Below are 20,649 nucleotides of genomic sequence, written 5' to 3'. Positions count from 1 at the left end.
ACCAATTCAACCTGCCTCTGGATGGTATAGGGTAAACGCCTGGAAGCTACAGAACAGGGATGTGCATTTTCATGACAGTATCAGCCTTGGAGAAGTGCACATGAGAACCGATACAGCAGGCCCGCAGGTCGACCCCTCGCGCTTTGTACATACCCCCTTCGGCTGGTACGCCCTGACCCGTGAGCCGTCGGATCTGGGCCCCTTCCCGACCCAATCACAGGCTTCAGACGCACTGGTGGACCACATCAGGCTTCATACCGGCCTGAATGCGCGCAACCCTGAAGATCGCTATTCCGGATTCACCGTTCATGATCCGGACAGCTGTGCAAAGAATAATTGCGGGCGCTGTGCGGAAGCGCTGGCGTTTGCCGGTTTTCAGGCTATCGCCTGATCCGGGGCCTATGTCGTGGATTCAACCTGAATTCGCATATTTCACATGTTTTTAAACTGGCACCAGCCAGATGGTCTATAGTGAACTCAATGGATCCTATCCGACAGGGATGTGTCATTTCGTGTAGTTGTTCTCCGATCCCGAAGAAGGATTGAGTATGCGAATGGACACACAAGGGCAGCAGTTACACGCCCGGTGCTTTTCTGACTTTTCCCCTGGCCAGCAAACGCTGGCGGGTGGAGCTTCCGACTCCGCCAAGAAATCTTCCCACCGACATTCCGTTCAATCCTTCGCACCCTTCGCCAGGGTCGTGAGGTTGTCGTTATGAGTGGTGTGACTGAAGGTAGCGCTGTTGAGGCCAGCCTTGTTCCAAGGTATCGACGTAAGCGGGTGTTAATCGCGGTTCTGGTATTTGTCGCCGGGTTGGCTTCGGTCAGTTGGGTGGGGAGTGCTTCGCCGCAGCTTGCTACGCACACCCATGGCAAAACAGTATCGGCAGGCAAATAGCCCCGGCTTGCCGACTTCAGTTTCCGAACGCGCCTAAAAAGAGGGCCGGTTGGCCCGGCCCTCGGAACGTTGAAAGTTCAACGATTAATTATCGTCCAGGCATTGTCAGAGCGCATCCGGACTCGCACACACGGCATTCACATCAAGTTGTGAAAGCAAGTTGATGCCACCAAGACTGATCGAAACTTCGTCAAAGGCCTCAGTGGTATCGACGACAATGTAGCCGACACTTTCGTCGTTCAGCATGCCCAGCAAATCCAGATCCGCAAGTGTCAGGGATGAGAACGTCTCCTTCTCTGCCCCATCCAGCCTTGTCGTGATCTCAACACTCCCCAGCAAAGAGAGGTTCAACAGCTGGTCTGCGTTTGCGACCGCAACCCCCAGGCGGTTTGGTGCCTCATAGGTTTCAACTGAGTCTGTCACAGTCAGGGCTACTCCTTCAGTCAGCCCGAGATCAGCGGGCACGATGATCGAGGCAGAATTGAACAGGTTGGTATCCACCACGTTCTCGGGGTTCTCAACACACCCATTGAGACACAGGAATGAGGTATCACCGATGGCACTGGAGCCAGGCGCCTGAAACGGTTTGAACGGTGCAGCATCAGCCGTACCACACGCATAAGCCGTCTCCGGATCACTATCGGCTACCGGATCGCAAGCATCGCCAATACCGTCGCCATCAGTGTCTTCCTGGCCGGTATTGGCGGTATCGGGACAGTTATCCTGGTCATCCTGAATACCATCTCCGTCGCTGTCGGTATTGTTATCGCAGGCATCACCGATGCCATCGCCATCGGAATCTTCCTGATCAGGGTTATGGACTGTCGGGCAGTTATCGTCAATGTCCCGGATACCGTCACCGTCAGAGTCGGCGTTCTCCTCACAGCCCTCACTGTTATTCGGATCGGTAGGACAGTCGTCCAGCGAGTTGTCGATTCCATCACCGTCAATATCGGAATCGCAAGCATCGCCGACACCGTCTCCATCAAGGTCAGTCTGTTCCGGATTTGGAACCAGTGGGCAATTATCCTCACCATTCAGAACGCCGTCACCATCGGAATCAGCCAATTCCAGCTCTCCACCAACAGCACCATCACCAACAACCAACAACCATACTGTCAGACTTACACCCCGCCAGCGAAAGCAGCGCGGTTACCAGCAATATCAAAGGCCAGTTATAGTTTTTGAGATTCATATTCAAACTCCCTCTACATCTCACTCGGAGACAACATTGAATTCAACGCGACGATTCCGTTCGCGGCCTTCCTCGGTGTCGTTGCTGCGAATCGGTTTGGATTCGCCGTAGCCGACAGCGGTCAGCTGGTCGGGATCAACACCGAGATCCAGCAGGTAATTGCGGACGGACTCTGCCCGCCGCTGGGAAAGCTGCTGGTTGTATGCTTCGGAGCCCACGCTGTCGGTGTGGCCGGCCAATTCCACCTTCAGGTCCGGCTGCCCCTTAAGGGCGTCAGCGGCCGGAATAAGGATGTCCCGGGCGTTGGCAGTCAGGCGGTCGGAGTTGAATTCGAAGGTGACGCCCTGCAGGACCACGGATTGGGCTTTATCGGTCTCGACACAGCCCACGGCGTTGACTTCCAGGCCCTCGAGAGTGTTCGGGCACTGGTCGACACCATCCACCACGCCGTCCTTGTCGGAGTCGGCGAAGTCTTTCTCAACCACCACGGGCTTCTCGATCACGGTGGTCTTCTCGACGATGCGGGTGCGAGTGGCGCCAATAGGTATGGTTACGCCCAGACTGAAATGCAGGTCAGAGAGGCCATCGTCGTAGGAGTCGTAAACATAACGCGCATCGGCGCGCACCCTGAGACCGGACTGGGTGAAAGGACTGCTGATGACGCCAAGTGCGGCATTGGCGTATCCGCCGAACTCGCTTGCTGAATTATTCGCCACGTCATTGCGTGAGACGCCACCGCCAAGCGAGCCGTAGGGCGTAAAGGAGTCGCTCTCCCACAGGCGGTAACTGAGGTCAGCTCCAAGCCCCTGTTGGTAGTAGTCAGTGCCACCGTTCACGCCGGTCTCAATGACACCGCTGTAGAACTGGGGCTCGACCCACCAGTGCTTACCCATCCGGATACTGAACATGCCCCGCACCGCAGACCCGTATTCATCGGTGCGGTCACTGTCGGGCTCGATATAGGTGCCCAGCAGCGATACCTCGGACTCATGCTTGACCGTCTCAGCCTGGGCAACCTGCGCGGCCAGCGCGAGGCTGCTTGCGGCAATTACAGAGGTCAATGCTCGCCGTCTCATCATGCAACCACTCCTTTCTCTTGTAGGATTTTTCCTTGTGACCACACCCGTGATCATTTTTTCGACATTGGCAGTTTGGGCCAAACGGGCAAAACATTACTTGGCCTTAACCCGCATTGCCCTGCGTCAAATTTACCAATTCAAATTGTCAGGAATGTTCTTTTTTGTGACACGCTCGATATATCATTAGAACCATAAACTTAGATACAGATGATGAGCACCCGGCGACAAGTGCATCCCTCAACCTGCCCTGTTTTTTACAGAGTGTTACAAAAACAGCGCCTCTGAGCGCACTTTTGCCCCGTCTTCCTATTGGCAGTTAGACTTTTTTGTGAACTGCGTCACAAACCACTTCGAAAGCTGATATATTTTGCCCCGGGCCACTTCGAGCACCGCGACGCATAGCAAGACGAGAGAACCAGAATGATCAGAAAGGGACTGAAGCGCCTGTCAAAACAGGCACGACAAAAGGAGAGGGTCGAGGGAGTTGTGGAATCGGTGGCGGAAGATCCCGGTCATATCCAGGATGGACCGGTCAAGAGCAACCGGTTTTTGAAAACGCCCGCGGGCTGGTTTGTGAGAACGCGAGAGGCCCGGGATCTGGGCCCCTTCGATTCAGAGGCAGCAGCCCGCGCTGCCCTGGATGATTATCTGAAACGCCATGGCAACAAGCATTCCCTGCGCCGCTACCAGCCGCTACAGGTTCATGGCATGCAGATTCACGACGAAGAAACCTGCCAGAAACAGCACTGCGCACTCTGCGCCGAGATTCGCTATTGGGCCCGGTCAGGCCAGACCTGCTGATACTTGCGTCAGACCACCTTGCCTTCGTTCAGCGCCAGAGCGCCCTTCACAATCCGGTAGATGATCCAGATCGAGATGCCCAGCAGGATGAACCAGCCGATGATCAGGGGTGTGGTGACAATGCCGATCACCGTCCACAATAAACCGATCCAGAAAGTCCGAATCTGCCAGCGGAAGTGACGCTCGATCCAGGTGTTGCGGACATCATCCAGTTTCACGTAGTTGATAATCACGCCCACCAGACCGGTGATCCCGCCCAGGAAGAACGAGAGTGCCTGAAGGATGTAAACGGCCACAGCCAGGTTGCGTCCGGAGTCCGAGCGGCGCTGCATGGGATCGTCGTTTGCGGGGATGTATTCCGGTTCGGGCAAGGTCACTACTCCTTACGATCGGTTTTCCCGAAGTCTAACACAGCCTTTCCCGAAGCCGACCCGTGGTTTTCGCGGACCAGCGCAATAAAAGGAAAGGCCGGCCCCACATGTGCAGGGTCGGCCTTTCAATCAGCTACTTCCTGATTTGAGGGTATCAGGCGCCGATCACGCCACCATCGTTACGGGTAACGATTACCGTCGCATCACGGGGACGCTCGACATTGGCATTCGGCCAATAACCATCGGGATGCTGGATATTCACGAACATGGTTTTGGTGTCTGGGGTGGTTACAACACCGGTTACCTCACAACCGACCGGGCCCACGAAGAACCGCTTGATCTCGCGGGTAACAGGATTGGCTGCCAGCATCATATTGTTCTCATACGGTGCCGCATCGGAACCATCGGTCTGGATCCAGAGACGACCGTTGTAATCAAACCAGAGCCCATCCGGACTGTTGAAAATATTGTCATCGGTGAGCGAAACAATGACTTCGTCATCGACCACGGTTTCAGTGCCCTGCTCACCGGCGAACACGAAAATGTCCCAATCAAACGACATTGCGGAATGATCGTTACCAGCTTCACTCCAACGGATGATGTGCCCGGTAGTGTTGCCTGCAACCGGGTTGGCCGCATTGGTCTGTGAATCCAGACGCTCATCGTTGTTTGTGAGTGTGAAGTAAACTTCACCGCTTACCGGGTCAACCGCACCCCACTCCGGGCGATCCATGGGGGTTGCACCGGCGATATCCGCTGCCAGTCGTGTGTTAACGATAACATCGGCCTGATTCTCAAAACCTTCGAAGTCGATACCACCAACCACACCACGAGCAACCGCAGCATCAACTTTTGCTTTGAAATTGGCGTCCTCAAGCGACAGGGGGAGCCACTCGCCGGTTCCGTCGTTGTTGAACCGGGCTACATAGAGGGTACCTGAATCGAGCAGTGAACCATTGGCGGTGTCAGAATAGTACGGTTGATCGGAAACAAACTTGTAGATGTATTCGAAACGGGAATCGTCACCGGAGTAACAAACCACAGGCTTGCCTTCTTCAACGGGCGCAAAGATGACTCCTTCATGGCCGAAACGTCCCAGCGCAGTGCGCTTGACGGGTTTCTTTTCCGGGACAAACGGGTCAATCTCGACCAAGTATCCGAAGGTGTTGGCTTCATTGCGGTAGTCGGTTGCGGCAGAACCGCCTTCAACAGGTGTTACGTCGAACCGTTTGTACTGATCATATTCCGCGTCCAAAAGGCCGTTGGGGTCAGCGAGTTCCCAGTCATACCGGGAAGAACTTCCTACCCCGTGACGAGTCTGCTCTTTTGTGCGCTCTCCTGAATTGGCAAAGTAGCCGTGCCAGTTCTCTTCCGCTGCCAGATAGGTACCCCAAGGCGTAGGTCCCATGGAGCAGTTATTCAGGGTGCCACGGGTAGCCGTCCCGTCCGTACTGAAAGGAGTTGCAAGCTTACTGAATCCTCGCGCAGGGCCACTGATGTCCATCTCTGTCCCACCAGTGATACGACGGTTATAGTCACTCATCACGATATCCCAGGTGCCATTGCTGTCCTGTTTGATATGCACAATGGAAACGCCATGAGCAGCGATCTCTTTCCGAACTTCGTCAGCGGGTCGAAGACCATTGACGTAGGTCGCGCCGGCGGGATGCAGCGCCTTCTGATTGATGTACTCATGGTTCATCACCAGCAGACCTTCGGTCGAGCTACTGCCACCAGACTTGAGATCGATCGGGAAGAAATGCATACCATCGTGGTGCATCCCTACTTGTTGCTCCTGCTCCTCACCAGTATTGGAAGCATCAGTGCGGAACTCAGGATAACCGCCTGTGATCGGAGTTCCCCATGGGAGAAACGCCTCTGCTGAATAGCCCTCGGGAACCACAACTTCATTGGCATCGGACACAGGAACTGCTTTAAAACCCAATGCTGTATCTTCAGGGTTTCGCGTATTGGTAGTCGTTGTTCCGGTGGAGCTGTCGCCATCACTATCACCACCACAACCCGCCAGACCCAGCCCCATAACGCTGGCCAACGCGGCACCCACGGTGCCTTTCATAACAGTACGGCGCTGCATGCGGGCAGCCAGAACCTGGTGGAACGGGGTATTTTCGGAATGGTTGACTACCGGCTCGTAGTTCGGGTCCAGGTAGTTCGGATCAAGATCGTGTTTGGCCATTTCTTGCCTCTCTCACAACGGTCAGGGGAAGTTGTTTTGGAGAGGTCAGTTTCGGCAGGAAATATTACAGGACGGGAACTGTTTGAAGACAAATTGATGACTGTTTACTGACAGACAAACGCCAGCCTCCCCACTCAGGAGACTGGCGCGGGCGTGATCACTGCTGGGTCGCGTCCTCGTACCCCTCTTCCACCGCTTCCGCAGTTTCCTCTGCAGCGTCTTTCACTTCATCACCTGCTTCTTTGGCCGTTTCCTTGGTCTCTTCCCAGGCGCTATCAGCCTGGCCTGCGGCTTCCTCGTAGGTGTCCTGTGCGGATTCGCCGGCTTCTTCCACCATATCACCGGCGTTGTCGGCGGCTTGTTCGATGTCAACGCCCTGGCTGGTTTCCTCTTCCTCTGAGCTGCAGGCAACCAGTCCCAGTGAGGCGGCCAGTGCCATGGCCATGAGCATTTGCTTTTTCATAACGTTCCCTCCGTTGAAGATCATTCGCAACGGGGAGGAGATTACGCCCATGGCCTCGGATAACACAATTACTGGGGCATTACCCTTTGGTTAGCAGCAACTTACCGTGGGGAACCTGCCATCGATAGTGATGACGTGATCAACACCCACCATCTCGCCCCTGCCAAGGAGAATGAAGTCCTTGCCGGCACGGCTGAAAATATCCCGGATAGTGTCATGGGCAATACATACCTGACCGGCTCCATCCCGGTATACGACTTCTGCCATTCTGCCTGTGGTCAGGTATTCCCGGAGCATATCCTGAACGGACCAATGGGCGACGGCGCCCTGGGTATCTTGAGGTGTCATGGCTGAATCATCCCTGTCGCTCTGTTCGGCCGAGCTGATTGTTGTTGTTTGCACAAAGTTTGGTCCAGTTGCAGGGAATTCGCCACCTTCTGTTTGCTTGTCATTTCATGCCAACCCACCAAAATTGTCTGACAATTATTGAATTGCCAGATTGTCCGACATAAATTGGATCAAACAATGAACAAGACGGAGATCCGGATATGAATGCCAAGGTCAACGACGCAGTACAGAAACACGACGAGAAGGATACCTCCCTTCAGGACGGCAAGGACTGGAAAGATCCCAAGCGTTACCTGTGGCTCCTGGGCCCCGCCCTGCCCGGCATCGGCCTGGCTGCCCTGACCGGGTACGCCATCGCGCCGAAGAAGCTGAAAGCCCTGGCCTGGACTGGTCCGGCGCTGGTACACGGGATTATTCCTGCCCTGGACCGGGCCATTGGTGAGGATCAGAGCAACCCGCCGGAATCCGCGGTCAGGACTCTGGAGCAGGACAAGTACTACGATCGCATTGTGAAGGCGTTCATCCCGACCCAGTACGCCATGACCTTCATGGGCGCCTGGCTGGCCAGCCGGAAGAAGACGCCTATCGAGGACAAGATCGGGCTGACCCTCACGGTCGGCGCCATCAACGGTGTCGGCATCAACACGGCCCATGAGCTGGGCCACAAGTCCAACAAGCTGAACAAGATCCTGGCCATGGCGGCGCTGGCACCTACCGGGTATACGCATTTTGTGGTGGAGCACAATTTCGGGCATCACAAGCGGGTGGCGACACCGGAGGATCCGGCCAGCAGCCGTATGGGTGAGAGTTTCTGGAAGTTCCTGCCCCGTACGGTGATCGGGGGTATCAAGTCGTCGGTCAAGATCGAGAAGGCGCGTCTGGCGCGCAAGGGTAAGAGTTTCTGGAGCCTGGATAATGAGTTGCTGCAGGGCTGGGCGATGAGCGCCGGGTTCTTTGGTGCCACTACGCTGGTGTGTGGTCCGCGGGCGGTTCCGTTCCTGGCGGCGCAGGCGGTGTATGGCGCCAGTCTGCTGGAGAGCGTGAATTACATCGAGCACTATGGTCTGCTGCGGCAGAAGGACAAGAACGGCAAGTACGAGCGGACGAAACCGGAGCACAGCTGGAACAGCAATCACATAGTGACGAACCTGTTCCTGTATCAGCTGCAGCGGCATTCGGACCATCACGCTCATCCGCAACGGAGTTTCCAGGCGTTGCGCCACTTTGAGAAGGCGCCTCAGTTACCGGGTGGTTATGCGTCGATGCTGTTGCCGGCTTACGTGCCTAACTGGTGGTACGAGGAAATGGACAAGCGGGTGATTGACCATTACGAGGGTGATCTGAGCAAGATCAACTGGGATCCGGATCGGAAGGAGGAGTTGATGGCCAGGTATGCGGATTATGCGGCCAGGGTGGCAGCCGAGGCCAAGGCGCGAAAAGAGTCCGGCGCTGATTCTGAGGCTGCGTAGTCTGGGACTTGGGTGCCGGCGGACAGGCGCCCCCATCCTTCCGAAACACGCCCGCAAGTACGTCCCTGTAGGGCTCGGCTGTGGCCATCCATGGCCACAGACGGTTTCGGAAGGATGGGGCCGCCTGTCCGCTCAGATCTCGGAGTTATTTTCCTTTGAAAACAGCCTCACGCCTTTCCAGAAACGACTGAATCCCTTCCTTTACATCCTCACTGGCCATAACAGGCTGCAGATCCGGGAACAATCGCTGCTTGGCCGCTTCCTGACCTTCACTGACCGCAATTTTTGAGGATTTCAAACTTCCCTGAACGCCCAGTGGCGCGGCTTTGGCTATTTTCTCAGCGATTTCCAGGGCCTTGTTGAACTGCTCGCCGGGCTTGACCAGTTCCTGGATCAGGCCCCACTTGTAGGCCTGGTCTGCGGTCCATTCGTCACCGGTCAGCAAGTAACGTTGGGCGTTGCCCCAGCCGATTTCCCGCTGTAACCGGATGGTGGCGCCGCCGCAGGCAAAGATGCCGCGTTTGACTTCGAGTTGAGCGAAGCGGGTGCCTTTGGCGGCCACCCGAACGTCGGTGTTGAGCATCATTTCCACGCCACAGGTGTAGCAGATACCCTGGGCCGCAAACACGACCGGTTTGGTCAGGCCTTCTCCGGTGATGTGGAATGGATCGAGTTCGCCTTCGTCCGGTTCGATGCCTTTGCCGTTGGCGAAGACGCCGGCCCAGTCGTCCAGTTGCAGACCGCTGGTGAAGTGGTCGCCTTCGGCGTACATCAGTCCGACCCGGAGCTCCGGGTCATTCTGGAGCCGGTAATAGGCGGCGGCGATTTCGTGGTACATGGCCCGGTTCATGGCGTTCATTTTTTCCGGGCGGTTAAGGCCGATCAGGAGGATGTGGCCTTGTTTTTCTACCTTGACCAGCGCCATCAGAACCACTCCGCTTTCATATTCAGGCAGGTGTCATCCTGGTTGCGCAGCAGGACCAGGTCCTGGGCGACGGTGGGCAATTCCCAGTGGAAGAAATACTGGGCAGCCTGGAGCTTACCCTGGTAGAAGTTGCGCTCGTCATCGCTGTTGGCCGAACCAAGGGCATGGGCGGCGGCATTGGCCTGGCGCAGCCACATCCAGGCCACGGTGATGTGGCCGAACAGGTGCAGGTAGCAAGAGGCGTTGGCCAGGACGTTGTCGGGGTTGCCACCGCCCATCAGGGATTTGCCCAGGCTCTGGGTGACTTTGACCGCCTGTTGCAAAGTTTCGCTCAGGGACAGGGCCCATTGTTGGCAGCGATCGGTGGTGGCGGCTTCGAGGTCGGTCTGCATTTCCTGCATCAGCAGTTGGAGGCCGTGGCTCTGGTCCTGCCAGATCTTGCGGCCGAGCAGGTCCAGGGCCTGGATGCCGTTGGTGCCCTCGTGGATGGGGTTGAGGCGGTTGTCCCGCCAGCACTGTTCAACCGGGTATTCCCGGGTGTAGCCGGCGCCGCCGTAGACCTGGATTGCCAGGTCGTTGGCTTTGGGGCCGTATTCGGATGGCCAGGCTTTCATGACCGGGGTCAGCAGGTCGAGCAGTTTGCCGGCTTCCAAGCGCTTCTGCTCGTCCGGATGGGTGTTGTGGTCGTCCACCAGGCGGGCGCCATAGAGGCACAGGGCCAGACCGCCTTCGCTGTAGGCTTTTTGCGCCAGCAGCATTCGGCGCACATCGGCGTGTTCGATGATGGGCACCTGCGGGCTTTCCGGGTTCTTTTCGGAGGGTTTTCGGCCCTGCAGGCGGTCTTTGGCGTATTCAAGGCTGTGCATGTAGCCCCGGTAGCCGATGACTGCCGCGCCGAATCCCACACCCAGGCGGGCTTCGTTCATCATCTGGAACATGTATTTGAGGCCCTGGTGGGGCTCGCCGACCAGGTAGCCGTGGCAGGGGGCGTCATCGCCGAAGCTCAGGGCGGTGGAGGTGGTGCCGCGATAGCCGAGCTTGTGGATCAGGCCGGCGAGGCTGACGCCGTTGCGTTCGCCCGGGTTGCCTTCGGCATCGACCCGGAACTTGGGCACGATGAACAAAGAAATGCCTTTCACCCCGGCCGGTGCGCCTTTGATCTTGGCCAGGACCATGTGGACGATGTTGTCGGTGATGGATTGCTCGCCGCCGGAGATGTAGATCTTGGCCCCTTTGATCAGGTAGTGGCCTTCGTCGGTCGGGCTGGCGGAGGTGCGGATGTCCGCCAGACTGGAGCCAGCGTGGGGCTCGGTCAGGGCCATGGTGCCGGAGAAGCGGCCGGAGAGCATGTGCGGCAGATAGGTGGTTTTCTGCTGTTCGTTTCCGAAGATGCGGATCAGGTTAGCGGCCGCGGTGGTCAGGAACGGGTAGCCGGCGGTGCCGGGGTTGGCTGCAGTAAAGAAACCATTGCAGGCGGCCATGACCGATTCGGGCAGTTGCATGCCGCCAAGCTCGTAATCGTACCGGCCCGCGATGAAGCCGGCTTCGGCGTACGCGTCAAAGGCCTGTTTGACCTGGGGTAGCATTTTGACCTGGCCGTCTTCGAAGCGGGGTTCGTCCTTGTCGGCGGCGCTGTTGTGGGTGGCGAACTGTTCGCGGGCCATCTTGTCGGCGGTTTCGATGACGGCGTCGAAGGTGTCTTTGTTGTGTTCGCTGAAGCGCTCGCGGGTGATCAGGGATTCGATGTCGAGTACTTCGTAGAGTTGAAATGCCAGGTCTCGGCGGTCAATCAGGGTGTCGGTCATTCTGGGTCTCCTGTTTATTGCTGCCTAGATTCGCATAACCGGTGGTTGTGTTGGAACCGGCATTTCTGACATATTCTTGGTGAATACCGCCAACTGCCTTATAAGACCGCCCGGGTCTCACTGGAAGGATCTCTCCTGAAACACGCCGTGAATACGTCCCTGTAGGCTTGAGTGCAGCATCCTTGCTGCACACAGTTTCAGGAGAGATCCTTCCACCGAGCCCCTCCATCGGAGGCCGAATGCAAACTGTTTCTATAGTCGGATTTGACGGAGCTCTTGCCAGTGCAATTACCGGTGTAATCGATTTATTCCGCTTGGCCGGCGTAACCTGGGCGCGTATTCATGGCGAAAAACCTAACCATTATTTCAAAACCCGACTGCTGACTTTCGACGGCAAGCCCTGCAAATGCATAAACGGGCTTACCCTGCTCAGCGATGGCGCCTGGAATGATCGGTCATCATCGATTGGTAACGATCTGGTCATTATCCCTACCATTGGTGCCCCCATTGAGAAAGTGCTGGCCGATAACCCCGCTTTGATTAGCTGGCTTGACCAGTTCCGGGACAGGGATTCGGGCACGGTCAGTATTGCCAGCAACTGTACCGGTGCGTTTTTTCTGGCCGAGGCCGGGCTTTTGGAGGGGCGGGAGGCCACGACGCATTGGGGGTTCAGCAGGAAGTTTTGTGAGCGGTACCCCGGGGTTCGCCTGAATCCGGAGAAGCTGGTGACGGTGGATGGTCCGGTAGCCTGTGCCGGAGGTGGAATGGCCTGGTGGGATCTCGGGGTGTATCTGGTTGAGCGGTTTGCCGGGGCGCAGGTAGCGCGGGAACTGTCGAAGGCGTTTGTAATTGATGCCGGCAGGACGAGTCAGGCGCCGTACGGGGCTTTGCAGGCGCGGCGCTATCATTCGGATGGGGCTATTCTGAAATTACAGGACTGGCTGGACGGGCATTTTCATCAAATGATCACAATGCAGGAAATGGCGAACAGGGCGGGGCTGACGGAGCGGTCTCTGATGCGACGTTTCAAGGCCGCAACCGGGGAGACGCCGGTCGGTTATCTGCAGGTTCTGCGGATCGAGAATGCGCGGGAGCTACTGGAGTCTTCCCGGGAGCCGGTGGAGAGTGTTGTAAGGCGCGTGGGGTACGAGGATGCCAGCTCCTTCAGCCGCTTGTTCCGGAAGCATACCGGGTTGGCTCCGGGAGCCTATCGGGCAAGGTTTGGGCGCTGACTGAGAGGTGTAACACTGGCCCATGTTATGCATCTAATCTGAGTAAGGGCCATCAGGCACTGTCAATCGTAAAGATTATTGACACAGGGTGTTCACGTGGGGAGGTAGCATTCCATGAACGCACCATCCAAGCCGGGTCGGGCGGATGTCCTCAGCCGGCTCTATGATTTGAAGCAGAAACAACTCGCCCGGGCACTGCAGCAAGGCAATCCCTTGCGCTGTCAGGTACTTGAAGCCGAGGCGGAGGCGATTTTCTCGGCGCTGAAGTCGATCCGCTGACGCCGGTCGGCGGGTCCCCTCAGGATCCCATTTTGCGCAGTCGCCGGCTCCAACGCTGTTTGGCATACCGGCGAAGGTTGGAGACGTTGTCGGTTTCGTCCATGATTTCGGTGCCCAAAAGCGTCTCCAATATGTCCTCCAGCGTCACTATTCCCAGCCAGGTTCCCAGCTCGTCGTAAACAATCGCAATGTGCTGCCGCTCCCGCAACATGTCGGAGAACAGATATTCGATGTTGGTATTGCCCTTGACCCGCTTGATGGTTCGAAGGTGTTGCATCAGGTCGGCATCATCCGGGAGTGAAATCAGGTCGGAGCGGTGCAGGTACCCCAACGCTTCGCCTTCCTCGTCGATGACCGGGTAACGGGAGAAAGGGGATTTGCGCACCTGCTCCCGGAATTCCGGCACCGTCATCTCCGGGGAGATGAACTTGCACACCGTCCGCGGCGTCATCACGCCACTGACCTTGATTTCATGGAAGCGCAGTACGTTCTGGATGATCCGCCGTTCGTCTTCATCCAGGGCCTGCTGGTCCCGGCCGATTTCGGCCAGGGCGCTGATTTCACCACGGATGTCGGTGTCATCCTCACCGGCCGCGATGCGGCGGGTGATCATCTTCGACAGCCAGATGAACGGCTTGAGTGAGGTCATCAGCAAGCCCAGTAGCGCCGGGAGCCTTGGCGCCAGAGCACGCCAGTATTTGGCACCAATGGTTTTCGGGATAATTTCGGACAGGATCAGGATGGCAAGGGTCATCAGAGCAGATGCCGCCCCGAGCCAGGCCTCTCCGAAAACCACCGCCACCTAGGCACCGACCCCCGTCGCACCAGCAGTGTGGGCGATGGTGTTGAGGGTGAGTATGGCCGCCAGAGGATCGTCGATGTCGCTCTTGAGCTTCCTCAGCTTGAGGAATAGAGCGTGATTGTCCTTTTTCAATGAGGCTATGTAGCTCGGCGTGACCGACAGCAATGAAGCCTCGAGTATGGAACAGAGAAAGGAAAAGCCGATGGAAATAACCGCAAACGCGATCAGCAGTGTCATAGAACCTCAGGCAAGAGATACAGAACCGATATTCTAGCGAGGCAGCCATTTTCCCAGCAACCTTTATTAATGCTTGAGAAGGGTTGATAGAATTGATTAATCACAATGTGACTTGACCTAGCCCCTCGGGCACGTATCATCGGTTTCCAAGTTTGACTGACGGAGCAACCAATGACCGAAAGGTCCTTCGGCTGCAAACAGACCATTCGCCCGCCTGTAACGGCTGATATCGCCCTCCACCGCGGTCGTCTGCCCTATTTCCCGGATCCGCCCTTCATCTGATCCCGGGCTTCCCGCGTATTCCTGCTGCCTTTTATGCCATGCAGGTTCCGCGTCCGGAGGCTAGACTTCTGCACACACGACTTTTTCCATACTAGAAGAAAAAACCGATAACGAGGTTGCGATGTCGCTACCGCTGGTTGTTTTACTGCCTTTCCTGGGGGCGATTGCCGCGCCCCTGTTCGCCCAGGGGGGGCGAACAGCAATTGCTATTGCCTCTTCCGTTCCGGCCCTGATCGCACTGGCCGCGCTCTACCCGAACTGGCAGGTGTTAGCCGACGGTGGCTACGTTCTGTTCCACCAGGAGTGGCTGCCGGCCCTTGGCATCTCGCTCAGCTTTCGCCTGGACGGCCTCGCGCTGCTGTTTGCCTTGCTGATTCTGGTCATCGGGTTGCTGATCATCCTGTATGCCCGCTATTACCTGAAGCCGAAGGAGAACATCGCCAAGTTCTACGCGCTGCTGCTCTGCTTCAAGGGCTCGATGCTGGGCATCGTGATGTCGAGCAACCTGTTGCTGATGCTGATTTTCTGGGAGATCACCAGTCTGGTGTCGTTCCTGCTGATCAGTTACTGGACCCACAAGCAGGATGCCCGCCGCGGCGCCCGGATGGCCCTGGCGGTCACCGGAGGCGGTGGCTTGGCGCTGCTGGCCGGCATCCTGATCATAGGCAACATCGTCGGCAGCTTCGAGCTCGACGACGTTCTTGCTGCCGGCGACCAGATCAAGGCCCACGCCATGTATCCGGTGGCGCTGACGCTAGTGCTGCTTGGCGCCTTCACCAAGTCGGCCCAGTTCCCGTTCCACTTCTGGCTGCCCCACGCCATGCAGGCGCCGACGCCGGTTTCCGCCTACCTGCACTCGGCCACCATGGTAAAGGCCGGTGTATTCCTGTTGGCCCGGTTGTATCCGGCGCTCGCGGGTACTGAACAGTGGTTCTACATGGTGAGCTTCACCGGGATGGCGACCCTGCTGATCGGCGCGTATATCGCCATGTTCAAGCACGATCTCAAGGGGCTGCTGGCCTATTCCACGGTCAGTCATCTGGGCCTGATCACCCTGCTGTTCGGCATGGGCACCCAGCTGGCAGCCGTGGCCGCGGTCTTCCACGTGATAAACCACGCCACCTTCAAGGCCTCGCTGTTCATGGCAGCCGGTATCATCGACCATGAAACCGGCACCCGGGACATGCGCAGGATCAACGGGCTCTGGCGCTACATGCCCCACACCGCCACTCTGGCCATGGTGGCGGCATCGTCAATGGCGGGCGTACCGCTGCTGAACGGCTTCCTGAGCAAGGAGATGTTCTTTGCCGAGTCCCTGGAACTGAACCTGCCCGGGCTCTGGGCCTGGTTGCCGCCGATCGTGGCGACCCTGGCCGGCATCTTCGCGGTGGCCTATTCGGCGCGTTTCATTCACGACGTATTCTTCAATGGCAAGCCGGTGGACCTGCCGGTGTATCCACCCCATGAGCCACCCCGCTACATGAAGATCCCGGTGGAAATCCTGGTATTTGCCTGCGTGATGGTGGGCATGTTCCCGGCAATTTCAGTGGGCCCCTTACTCTACTCTGCGGCCTCTGCCACCCTCGGTGGCGAGGTGCCGGACTACAAACTCGCCGTGATTCACGGCCTGAACCTGCCGCTGCTGATGAGTTTTGTCGCCTTCTTCGGTGGTCTGCTGATGTATACCCAGCGCCAGCGCTTCTTCGATTTCCATGCCCGGTTCAAGGAAATTGATGAGAAAGCCGTGTTCGAAGCGGTGGTGTCACGGCTTGCAACCTTCTCCCATGAGCTGACCGCCCGTATCGAGAACGGCTCCCTGCAACGCTACGCCCTGTTGCTCGTACTGAGCGTCATTGCCGTGGCCGCAGCGCCCCTGATGAATGTGGGCATCTTCGTCGGCGAGCTGGGGCTGAGCCCCGTTGACCCTCCCACCGCGATCGCGGCGGGAGTATTGATCGTGTGCGCGCTGCTGACCGCCTTCCTGCACCGGGAGCGTTTCTACGCCCTGGTGCTGCTCAGCGTGGTGGGGCTGATCGTGGCACTCGCCTTCGCCCGGTTCTCGGCCCCGGACCTGGCCATGACGCAGTTGTCCGTGGAGGTGGTCACCATCGTGCTGCTGATGCTGGCCCTGTTCTACATGCCATCCTGGACGCCGCTGGAAAGCACCCGGGGTCAGCGCACCCGCGACGCCTTCATCGCCCTCATTGCCGGCATCGGTATGACCCTCGTTACCCTGGCCATGCTGACCCAGCCCTTCACTTCGATTTCCGACTTCTTCCTGGAGAACAGTAAAACCGGCGGGGGCGGCACCAACGTGGTGAATGTTATCCTGGTGGACTTCCGGGGCTTCGATACCCTGGGCGAGATCACGGTGCTGGCGATTGCCGCCCTGGGGATCTACGCCATGCTCAAGAATACCGCCCTGACGCCGCCTCCGGGCGATGGTATGGGCCACCCCTGGACCCGGGATGCCCATCCGATGATGCTCAAGCAGATTGCCCGGCCGATGCTGCCGCTGGCACTGATGATTTCGGCGTTCATCTTCCTGCGCGGCCACAACCTTCCGGGTGGTGGTTTTATCGCTGGCCTGATCACCTCCGTGGCCCTGATCCTCCAGTACATTGCCAGCGGTATGGTCTGGACCCAGGAGCGGATCGGAATCAAGTACCACAACGTGATCGGCCTTGGTCTGTTGTTCGCGATCATTGCCGGTGCCGGCAGCCTGGCCTTCGGCTATCCGTTCCTGACCTCTACCTTCGGGTACATCACCTGGCCGGTGGTGGGCAAGTTCGAGGTGGCCTCGGCTCTGGTGTTTGATCTCGGCGTCTACCTGACGGTTATCGGCGCCACACTGCTGGCCCTTGTCAGCATTGGCCGGCTGTCACCCCACTCCGCCATCAAGCCCAAGAAGGAGGGTGTGTAATGGAGCTTGTCTTCGCGCTTGTCATCGGCGCCCTGACCTCCTCGGGCGTATACCTGTTACTGCGGGCCCGGACATTCCCGGTGGTGGTGGGGCTGACGCTCATTTCCTATGGCGTCAATCTTTTCCTGTTCTCCAGCGGACGGCTGACGACGGGTGGCCAGCCTATCCTGGGCAGCACGGAAAGCTACTCCGATCCCCTGCCCCAGGCGCTGGTACTCACCGCCATCGTGATCGGCTTTGCCATGACCGCCTTTGTGGTTGTGTTGTCCCTGAGAAATCTTGCGGATAACGAGGACGACCATGTGGACGGCCGTCAGGGCGAACGACCAGAAAAACCGGAGCAGAAAAGCGAGGAGGAACGCAGTCAATGAACCACTGGCTTATCGCTCCGATTCTGATTCCCCTGCTCGGGGGCGTCCTGCAGGCGTTCATGGGTTACGCCCCGATCAGCCTGCGGCGCACCCTGGCGCTTGGCACCACCGTACTCCTGCTGGTTTCCACCATCGTGCTTCTGGTGATGGCCAATGACGGCAGCTACCGGCTGTATGCGTTCGGTAACTGGCAACCGCCGTTCGGTATTGTTCTGGTTCTGGACCGACTGGCGGCAATGATGCTGGTGATGACCGCCGTCCTGGCCCTGTTTGCCCACCTGTTCTCCATCGGTGGCGCCGATGAGGGCAACCGTCAGTTCCATGGCCTGTTCCTGTTTCAGCTGATGGGGCTGAACATCGCGTTCATGACCGGCGATCTGTTCAACCTGTTCGTGGCCTTCGAGGTGTTGCTGATCGCCTCCTATGGCCTGCTGATGCATGGTGGCGGTACCGCGCGGACGGTTCCGGGCCTGCATTACGTGGTGCTCAACCTGGTGGGCTCGGCCGTCTTCCTGATCAGTGTCGGCATGATCTACAGCGTTACCGGCACACTCAACATGGCTGACCTGGCCATCCGGGTGCTGCTGCTCTCCGGCGAGGAACTGGAGCTGGTCAAGGCCGGCGGCATGATGCTGCTGGTGGTGTTCGCCCTCAAAGCCGCCCTCCTGCCCCTGAGTTTCTGGCTGCCCAGAGCCTACGCCCGTGCCACTGCACCGGTGGCCGCTCTGTTTGCGGTGATGACCAAGGTTGGCATCTACGCAATCCTGCGGGTTTACCTGCTGATATTCGGCGACGACGCCGGAGCGCTGGCCAACCTGGGCATGGACTGGCTGTTCCCGTTGGCGCTGATCACCCTGATCATGGGTGTGGTCGGTGCCCTGGGCGCCCAGAGCCTGAAGACTCTCGTGGCCTGGCAGGTCATCATCTCGGTCGGAACGCTGCTGGCCCCCATCGCGCTGGGTTCCGAGGAGGCTATCTCGGCAGCACTGTTCTATCTGCTCAGCACCACCTGGACCGTCGCCGGGCTGTTCCTGGTGGCGGAGCTGGTGGCCAGTCAGCGCGGCAGTGCCCTGGACAAGATTGTGACAGCGCCGCGCATGCGTCACCGCACGCTGATCAGCGTGCTGTTCCTGATCGGTGCAGTGGCGGCCGCGGGCTTGCCGCCACTGAGTGGCTTCTTTGGCAAGCTGCTGATCCTCAACTCAGTGACCTCCGGGCCTGAAATGGCGTGGCTCTGGTCAGTGCTGATCATTGGCAGCTTCTTTACCATAATCGCCTACAGCCGTGCCGGCAGCATTGTCTTCTGGCGAACCGTTGACGGCCATATCGAGGAGCCAAAACCGCTAGGGGGTAACCTGCGGGCGGCTACCGGCGCCCTGGTTGGCCTGAGCCTGGTGATCGTTGCCTTCGCGGGCCCGATCAACGAATACACCAACGCGACAGCAGCCCAGCTGCAGAACCGTGCGGCCTACCTGGAAATCCTGCAGATTCCGATGGTCGGGGAGGAGAACTGATGCTTGACCGACTGAGTTTTCCCCAGCCCTGGCTCAGCCTGATCCTGTTTGTCACCTGGCAATTCCTGAGTGACGGCATCAGCGGCGGTAGCCTCGTGCTCGGCTTGATCCTGGCATGGGGGATCCCGCAACTGACCCAGGGATTCTGGCCGGAACCACCTGCATTCATGCGGTTCTGGCTGATGCCAAAGTATCTGGTCCGGGTGCTCAAGGACATTGTCATTGCCAGCTTCGAGGTTGCGGCACTGATCATCAGTCCGCGCAAGCCGCGCCCGGCGTTCGTCTGCTACCCGCTGGAACTGGAGCATCCCCTGGCCATTTCCATTCTCGCCAGCACCATTTCCCTGACGCCCGGTACGGTCAGCGCCGACGTCAGTGACGACCAGCGCCTGTTGCTGATTCATGCCCTGGACACCGAGGATGAACAGGAAGTGATCAACACCATCCGAAAACGCTATGAACAGCCTCTGCTGGAGATGTTCAAATGATCACCATTGCCCTCTACATCACCATCGCCATGGTTACCTTGGCTGCCCTGCTGAACGTGTATCGCCTGATCAAGGGGCCGGATGCGCCCGACCGAGTATTGGCGCTGGATACCCTTTACATCAATGCGATCGCGCTGATCATTCTCCTGGGCATTACCCTGGGCACCCGCATGTACCTCGAGTCGGCCCTGCTGATCGCGGTCATGGGCTTCGTCGGTACCGTCGCCATGGCCAAGTACCTCAAGCGCGGCAGCGTGATCGAATAGGAGAGCCTTATGAATCCGTTTGCCGAATACGCCATTGCTTTCCTGCTCCTGCTCGGGGGCGCCTTTACCCTGATCGGCGCCATCGGCCTGGCCCGCCTGCCGGATTTCTTCACCCGGCTGCACGGCCCCACCAAGGCCACCACCCTGGGCGTGGGCGCCATAATGCTCAGCTCGGTGATCTATTTCACCGCACGGGGGGACGGCATCGGAATTTCCGAGGTGCTGATTACCGTGTTCCTGTTCATGACTGCGCCGGTGAGTGCCAACATCCTGGCCAAGGCGGCGATGCATATCGGGGTGAAAACCATGGATGGCACCGAGGGGAAGCCCTGGGAGCAGTGATTGAAAACGGGGTCAGATGAAGGCTTTCTTCAGACCCCGGTTTTCGCCCAGCCCAGGGAGGGTGGCTTCATGCTCTGGGGTCTGATGAAAGCCTTCATCTGACCCCATCTTCACCTCCAGTACGTTCTCAAAAATGTCATTGGAGTTGTAACGTTTTGCCGTATAGTAGTCGGCCCAATCCATTTCAGGAGGCCAGCGTATGCTTAAAGTAAAGGGTATCCGGAATTTCTGGTTGATAAAATGCCAAAGATGTAAAGAAGAAAATCTGGGTATCCGGAATTTCTGGTTGATAAAATGCCAAAGATGTAAAGAAGAAAATCTTTCTCAGCGGATTATCTGATTGATCCTCTTCAGCCTACTCT

The 20,649-nt window shown here is 58.0% G+C and carries 20 protein-coding genes and 1 pseudogene; 11 read left to right on the top strand and 10 right to left on the bottom strand.

The features are described 5' to 3' along the window. Nucleotides 1-100: 100 nt before the first annotated feature. Nucleotides 101-391 (top strand): hypothetical protein, encoded by a 291-nt coding sequence (locus DET50_RS11480; protein WP_147252215.1) that lies wholly within the window; start codon nucleotides 101-103, stop codon nucleotides 389-391. 612 nt (nucleotides 392-1,003) lie between these two features. On the opposite strand, the gene DET50_RS19830 is transcribed toward DET50_RS11480, so the two are convergent. Together DET50_RS19830 and DET50_RS11470 are read right to left on the bottom strand one after the other, a co-directional pair. Next, nucleotides 1,004-1,966: a thrombospondin type 3 repeat-containing protein gene (locus DET50_RS19830; protein WP_220150142.1), complete on the bottom strand. Its 963-nt coding sequence runs from the start codon at nucleotides 1,964-1,966 to the stop codon at nucleotides 1,004-1,006. Between the two features lie 147 nt (nucleotides 1,967-2,113). Then, nucleotides 2,114-3,172, bottom strand: a complete 1,059-nt coding sequence (locus DET50_RS11470; RefSeq protein ID WP_181799977.1) for an OmpA family protein — start codon at nucleotides 3,170-3,172, stop codon at nucleotides 2,114-2,116. A 420-nt stretch (nucleotides 3,173-3,592) separates the two neighbouring features. Here DET50_RS11470 and DET50_RS11465 point away from each other — a divergent pair, with 420 nt between their 5' ends. Next, complete coding sequence (locus tag DET50_RS11465; RefSeq protein WP_147252213.1) at nucleotides 3,593-3,973, top strand: DUF6316 family protein; 381 nt, start codon at nucleotides 3,593-3,595, stop codon at nucleotides 3,971-3,973. A gap of 8 nt (nucleotides 3,974-3,981) precedes the next feature. On the opposite strand, the gene DET50_RS11460 is transcribed toward DET50_RS11465, so the two are convergent. From DET50_RS11460 to DET50_RS11445, 4 genes are all read right to left on the bottom strand, one after another. Then, a complete protein-coding gene (locus DET50_RS11460; protein ID WP_092001321.1) occupies nucleotides 3,982-4,344 on the bottom strand; it encodes a DUF4870 family protein in 363 nt (120 codons plus the stop codon). Between the two features lie 154 nt (nucleotides 4,345-4,498). Continuing rightward, nucleotides 4,499-6,541, bottom strand: coding sequence for a PhoX family protein (locus tag DET50_RS11455; RefSeq protein WP_113862985.1), 2,043 nt, complete (start codon nucleotides 6,539-6,541; stop codon nucleotides 4,499-4,501). A 157-nt stretch (nucleotides 6,542-6,698) separates the two neighbouring features. Further along, nucleotides 6,699-7,004 carry a hypothetical protein gene (locus DET50_RS11450; RefSeq protein WP_113862984.1) on the bottom strand — a complete coding sequence of 102 codons (306 nt, stop codon included), beginning with the start codon at nucleotides 7,002-7,004 and terminating at the stop codon, nucleotides 6,699-6,701. A 90-nt stretch (nucleotides 7,005-7,094) separates the two neighbouring features. Further along, nucleotides 7,095-7,352 carry a hypothetical protein gene (locus DET50_RS11445; RefSeq protein WP_113862983.1) on the bottom strand — a complete coding sequence of 86 codons (258 nt, stop codon included), beginning with the start codon at nucleotides 7,350-7,352 and terminating at the stop codon, nucleotides 7,095-7,097. A gap of 200 nt (nucleotides 7,353-7,552) precedes the next feature. Between DET50_RS11445 and DET50_RS11440 the strand changes: the two genes are divergently transcribed. Further along, nucleotides 7,553-8,821, top strand: coding sequence for an alkane 1-monooxygenase (locus tag DET50_RS11440; protein WP_113862982.1), 1,269 nt, complete (start codon nucleotides 7,553-7,555; stop codon nucleotides 8,819-8,821). A 145-nt stretch (nucleotides 8,822-8,966) separates the two neighbouring features. Here DET50_RS11440 and DET50_RS11435 read toward each other — a convergent pair whose 3' ends face one another. Then, nucleotides 8,967-9,746, bottom strand: coding sequence for a crotonase/enoyl-CoA hydratase family protein (locus DET50_RS11435; protein WP_113862981.1), 780 nt, complete (start codon nucleotides 9,744-9,746; stop codon nucleotides 8,967-8,969). After that, nucleotides 9,746-11,551 carry an acyl-CoA dehydrogenase gene (locus DET50_RS11430; protein WP_113862980.1) on the bottom strand — a complete coding sequence of 602 codons (1,806 nt, stop codon included), beginning with the start codon at nucleotides 11,549-11,551 and terminating at the stop codon, nucleotides 9,746-9,748. Before DET50_RS11430 ends, DET50_RS11435 begins: the two co-directional genes overlap by 1 nt. Before the next feature lie 239 nt (nucleotides 11,552-11,790). On the opposite strand from DET50_RS11430, the gene DET50_RS11425 reads away from it, so the two are divergent. Then, nucleotides 11,791-12,783 carry a GlxA family transcriptional regulator gene (locus DET50_RS11425; protein WP_113862979.1) on the top strand — a complete coding sequence of 331 codons (993 nt, stop codon included), beginning with the start codon at nucleotides 11,791-11,793 and terminating at the stop codon, nucleotides 12,781-12,783. A 114-nt stretch (nucleotides 12,784-12,897) separates the two neighbouring features. Next, the gene (locus DET50_RS19440; protein ID WP_181799976.1) at nucleotides 12,898-13,062 is read left to right on the top strand and encodes a hypothetical protein; all 165 of its coding nucleotides are present in this window, start codon (nucleotides 12,898-12,900) and stop codon (nucleotides 13,060-13,062) included. A 19-nt stretch (nucleotides 13,063-13,081) separates the two neighbouring features. Here DET50_RS19440 and DET50_RS19735 read toward each other — a convergent pair. Further along, nucleotides 13,082-14,101 (bottom strand): annotated as a pseudogene (locus tag DET50_RS19735) (CNNM domain-containing protein). Between the two features lie 403 nt (nucleotides 14,102-14,504). Between DET50_RS19735 and DET50_RS11415 the strand changes: the two are divergent. The 6 genes from DET50_RS11415 to DET50_RS11390 are packed head-to-tail and all read left to right on the top strand — an operon-like array spanning nucleotide 14,505 to nucleotide 20,287. After that, entirely contained in the window at nucleotides 14,505-17,306 is a 2,802-nt protein-coding gene (locus DET50_RS11415; RefSeq protein ID WP_113862978.1) for a monovalent cation/H+ antiporter subunit A, read from the top strand. Further along, complete coding sequence (locus DET50_RS11410) at nucleotides 17,306-17,677, top strand: Na+/H+ antiporter subunit C (RefSeq protein ID WP_113862977.1); 372 nt, start codon at nucleotides 17,306-17,308, stop codon at nucleotides 17,675-17,677. Before DET50_RS11415 ends, DET50_RS11410 begins: the two co-directional genes overlap by 1 nt. Further along, entirely contained in the window at nucleotides 17,674-19,191 is a 1,518-nt protein-coding gene (locus DET50_RS11405) for a monovalent cation/H+ antiporter subunit D (protein WP_113862976.1), read from the top strand. The genes DET50_RS11410 and DET50_RS11405 overlap by 4 nt, the downstream gene beginning before the upstream one ends. Continuing rightward, a complete protein-coding gene (locus tag DET50_RS11400; protein WP_113862975.1) occupies nucleotides 19,191-19,679 on the top strand; it encodes a Na+/H+ antiporter subunit E in 489 nt (162 codons plus the stop codon). The genes DET50_RS11405 and DET50_RS11400 overlap by 1 nt, the downstream gene beginning before the upstream one ends. Beyond that, a complete protein-coding gene (locus tag DET50_RS11395) occupies nucleotides 19,676-19,945 on the top strand; it encodes a K+/H+ antiporter subunit F (RefSeq protein WP_113862974.1) in 270 nt (89 codons plus the stop codon). The genes DET50_RS11400 and DET50_RS11395 overlap by 4 nt, the downstream gene beginning before the upstream one ends. Before the next feature lie 9 nt (nucleotides 19,946-19,954). Next, nucleotides 19,955-20,287 carry a Na+/H+ antiporter subunit G gene (locus DET50_RS11390; RefSeq protein WP_092001364.1) on the top strand — a complete coding sequence of 111 codons (333 nt, stop codon included), beginning with the start codon at nucleotides 19,955-19,957 and terminating at the stop codon, nucleotides 20,285-20,287. 12 nt (nucleotides 20,288-20,299) lie between these two features. Here DET50_RS11390 and DET50_RS19435 read toward each other — a convergent pair whose 3' ends face one another. Continuing rightward, complete coding sequence (locus DET50_RS19435) at nucleotides 20,300-20,470, bottom strand: hypothetical protein (RefSeq protein WP_181799975.1); 171 nt, start codon at nucleotides 20,468-20,470, stop codon at nucleotides 20,300-20,302. Nucleotides 20,471-20,649 lie beyond the last annotated feature (179 nt).

It is taken from the genome of Marinobacter pelagius (genome assembly GCF_003315345.1).
Taxonomy (GTDB): domain Bacteria; phylum Pseudomonadota; class Gammaproteobacteria; order Pseudomonadales; family Oleiphilaceae; genus Marinobacter; species Marinobacter pelagius_A.
This window is presented reverse-complemented; position numbering and strand designations above follow the sequence as displayed.

Excerpts from the sequence above, each read along its gene's own strand:
- DET50_RS11395 (WP_113862974.1), top strand. The coding sequence starts at position 19,676 with ATGATCACCATTGCCCTCTACATCACCATCGCCATGGTTACCTTGGCT.
- DET50_RS11440 (WP_113862982.1), top strand. The coding sequence starts at position 7,553 with ATGAATGCCAAGGTCAACGACGCAGTACAGAAACACGACGAGAAGGAT.
- DET50_RS11480 (WP_147252215.1), top strand. The coding sequence starts at position 101 with ATGAGAACCGATACAGCAGGCCCGCAGGTCGACCCCTCGCGCTTTGTA.
- DET50_RS11410 (WP_113862977.1), top strand. The coding sequence starts at position 17,306 with ATGGAGCTTGTCTTCGCGCTTGTCATCGGCGCCCTGACCTCCTCGGGC.
- DET50_RS19435 (WP_181799975.1), bottom strand. The coding sequence starts at position 20,470 with ATGGATTGGGCCGACTACTATACGGCAAAACGTTACAACTCCAATGAC.
- DET50_RS11455 (WP_113862985.1), bottom strand. The coding sequence starts at position 6,541 with ATGGCCAAACACGATCTTGATCCGAACTACCTGGACCCGAACTACGAG.
- DET50_RS11400 (WP_113862975.1), top strand. The coding sequence starts at position 19,191 with ATGCTTGACCGACTGAGTTTTCCCCAGCCCTGGCTCAGCCTGATCCTG.
- DET50_RS11470 (WP_181799977.1), bottom strand. The coding sequence starts at position 3,172 with ATGATGAGACGGCGAGCATTGACCTCTGTAATTGCCGCAAGCAGCCTC.
- DET50_RS11465 (WP_147252213.1), top strand. The coding sequence starts at position 3,593 with ATGATCAGAAAGGGACTGAAGCGCCTGTCAAAACAGGCACGACAAAAG.
- DET50_RS11445 (WP_113862983.1), bottom strand. The coding sequence starts at position 7,352 with ATGACACCTCAAGATACCCAGGGCGCCGTCGCCCATTGGTCCGTTCAG.
- DET50_RS11430 (WP_113862980.1), bottom strand. The coding sequence starts at position 11,551 with ATGACCGACACCCTGATTGACCGCCGAGACCTGGCATTTCAACTCTAC.
- DET50_RS11425 (WP_113862979.1), top strand. The coding sequence starts at position 11,791 with ATGCAAACTGTTTCTATAGTCGGATTTGACGGAGCTCTTGCCAGTGCA.
- DET50_RS19440 (WP_181799976.1), top strand. The coding sequence starts at position 12,898 with ATGAACGCACCATCCAAGCCGGGTCGGGCGGATGTCCTCAGCCGGCTC.
- DET50_RS11405 (WP_113862976.1), top strand. The coding sequence starts at position 17,674 with ATGAACCACTGGCTTATCGCTCCGATTCTGATTCCCCTGCTCGGGGGC.
- DET50_RS11435 (WP_113862981.1), bottom strand. The coding sequence starts at position 9,746 with ATGGCGCTGGTCAAGGTAGAAAAACAAGGCCACATCCTCCTGATCGGC.
- DET50_RS11450 (WP_113862984.1), bottom strand. The coding sequence starts at position 7,004 with ATGAAAAAGCAAATGCTCATGGCCATGGCACTGGCCGCCTCACTGGGA.
- DET50_RS11390 (WP_092001364.1), top strand. The coding sequence starts at position 19,955 with ATGAATCCGTTTGCCGAATACGCCATTGCTTTCCTGCTCCTGCTCGGG.
- DET50_RS11415 (WP_113862978.1), top strand. The coding sequence starts at position 14,505 with ATGTCGCTACCGCTGGTTGTTTTACTGCCTTTCCTGGGGGCGATTGCC.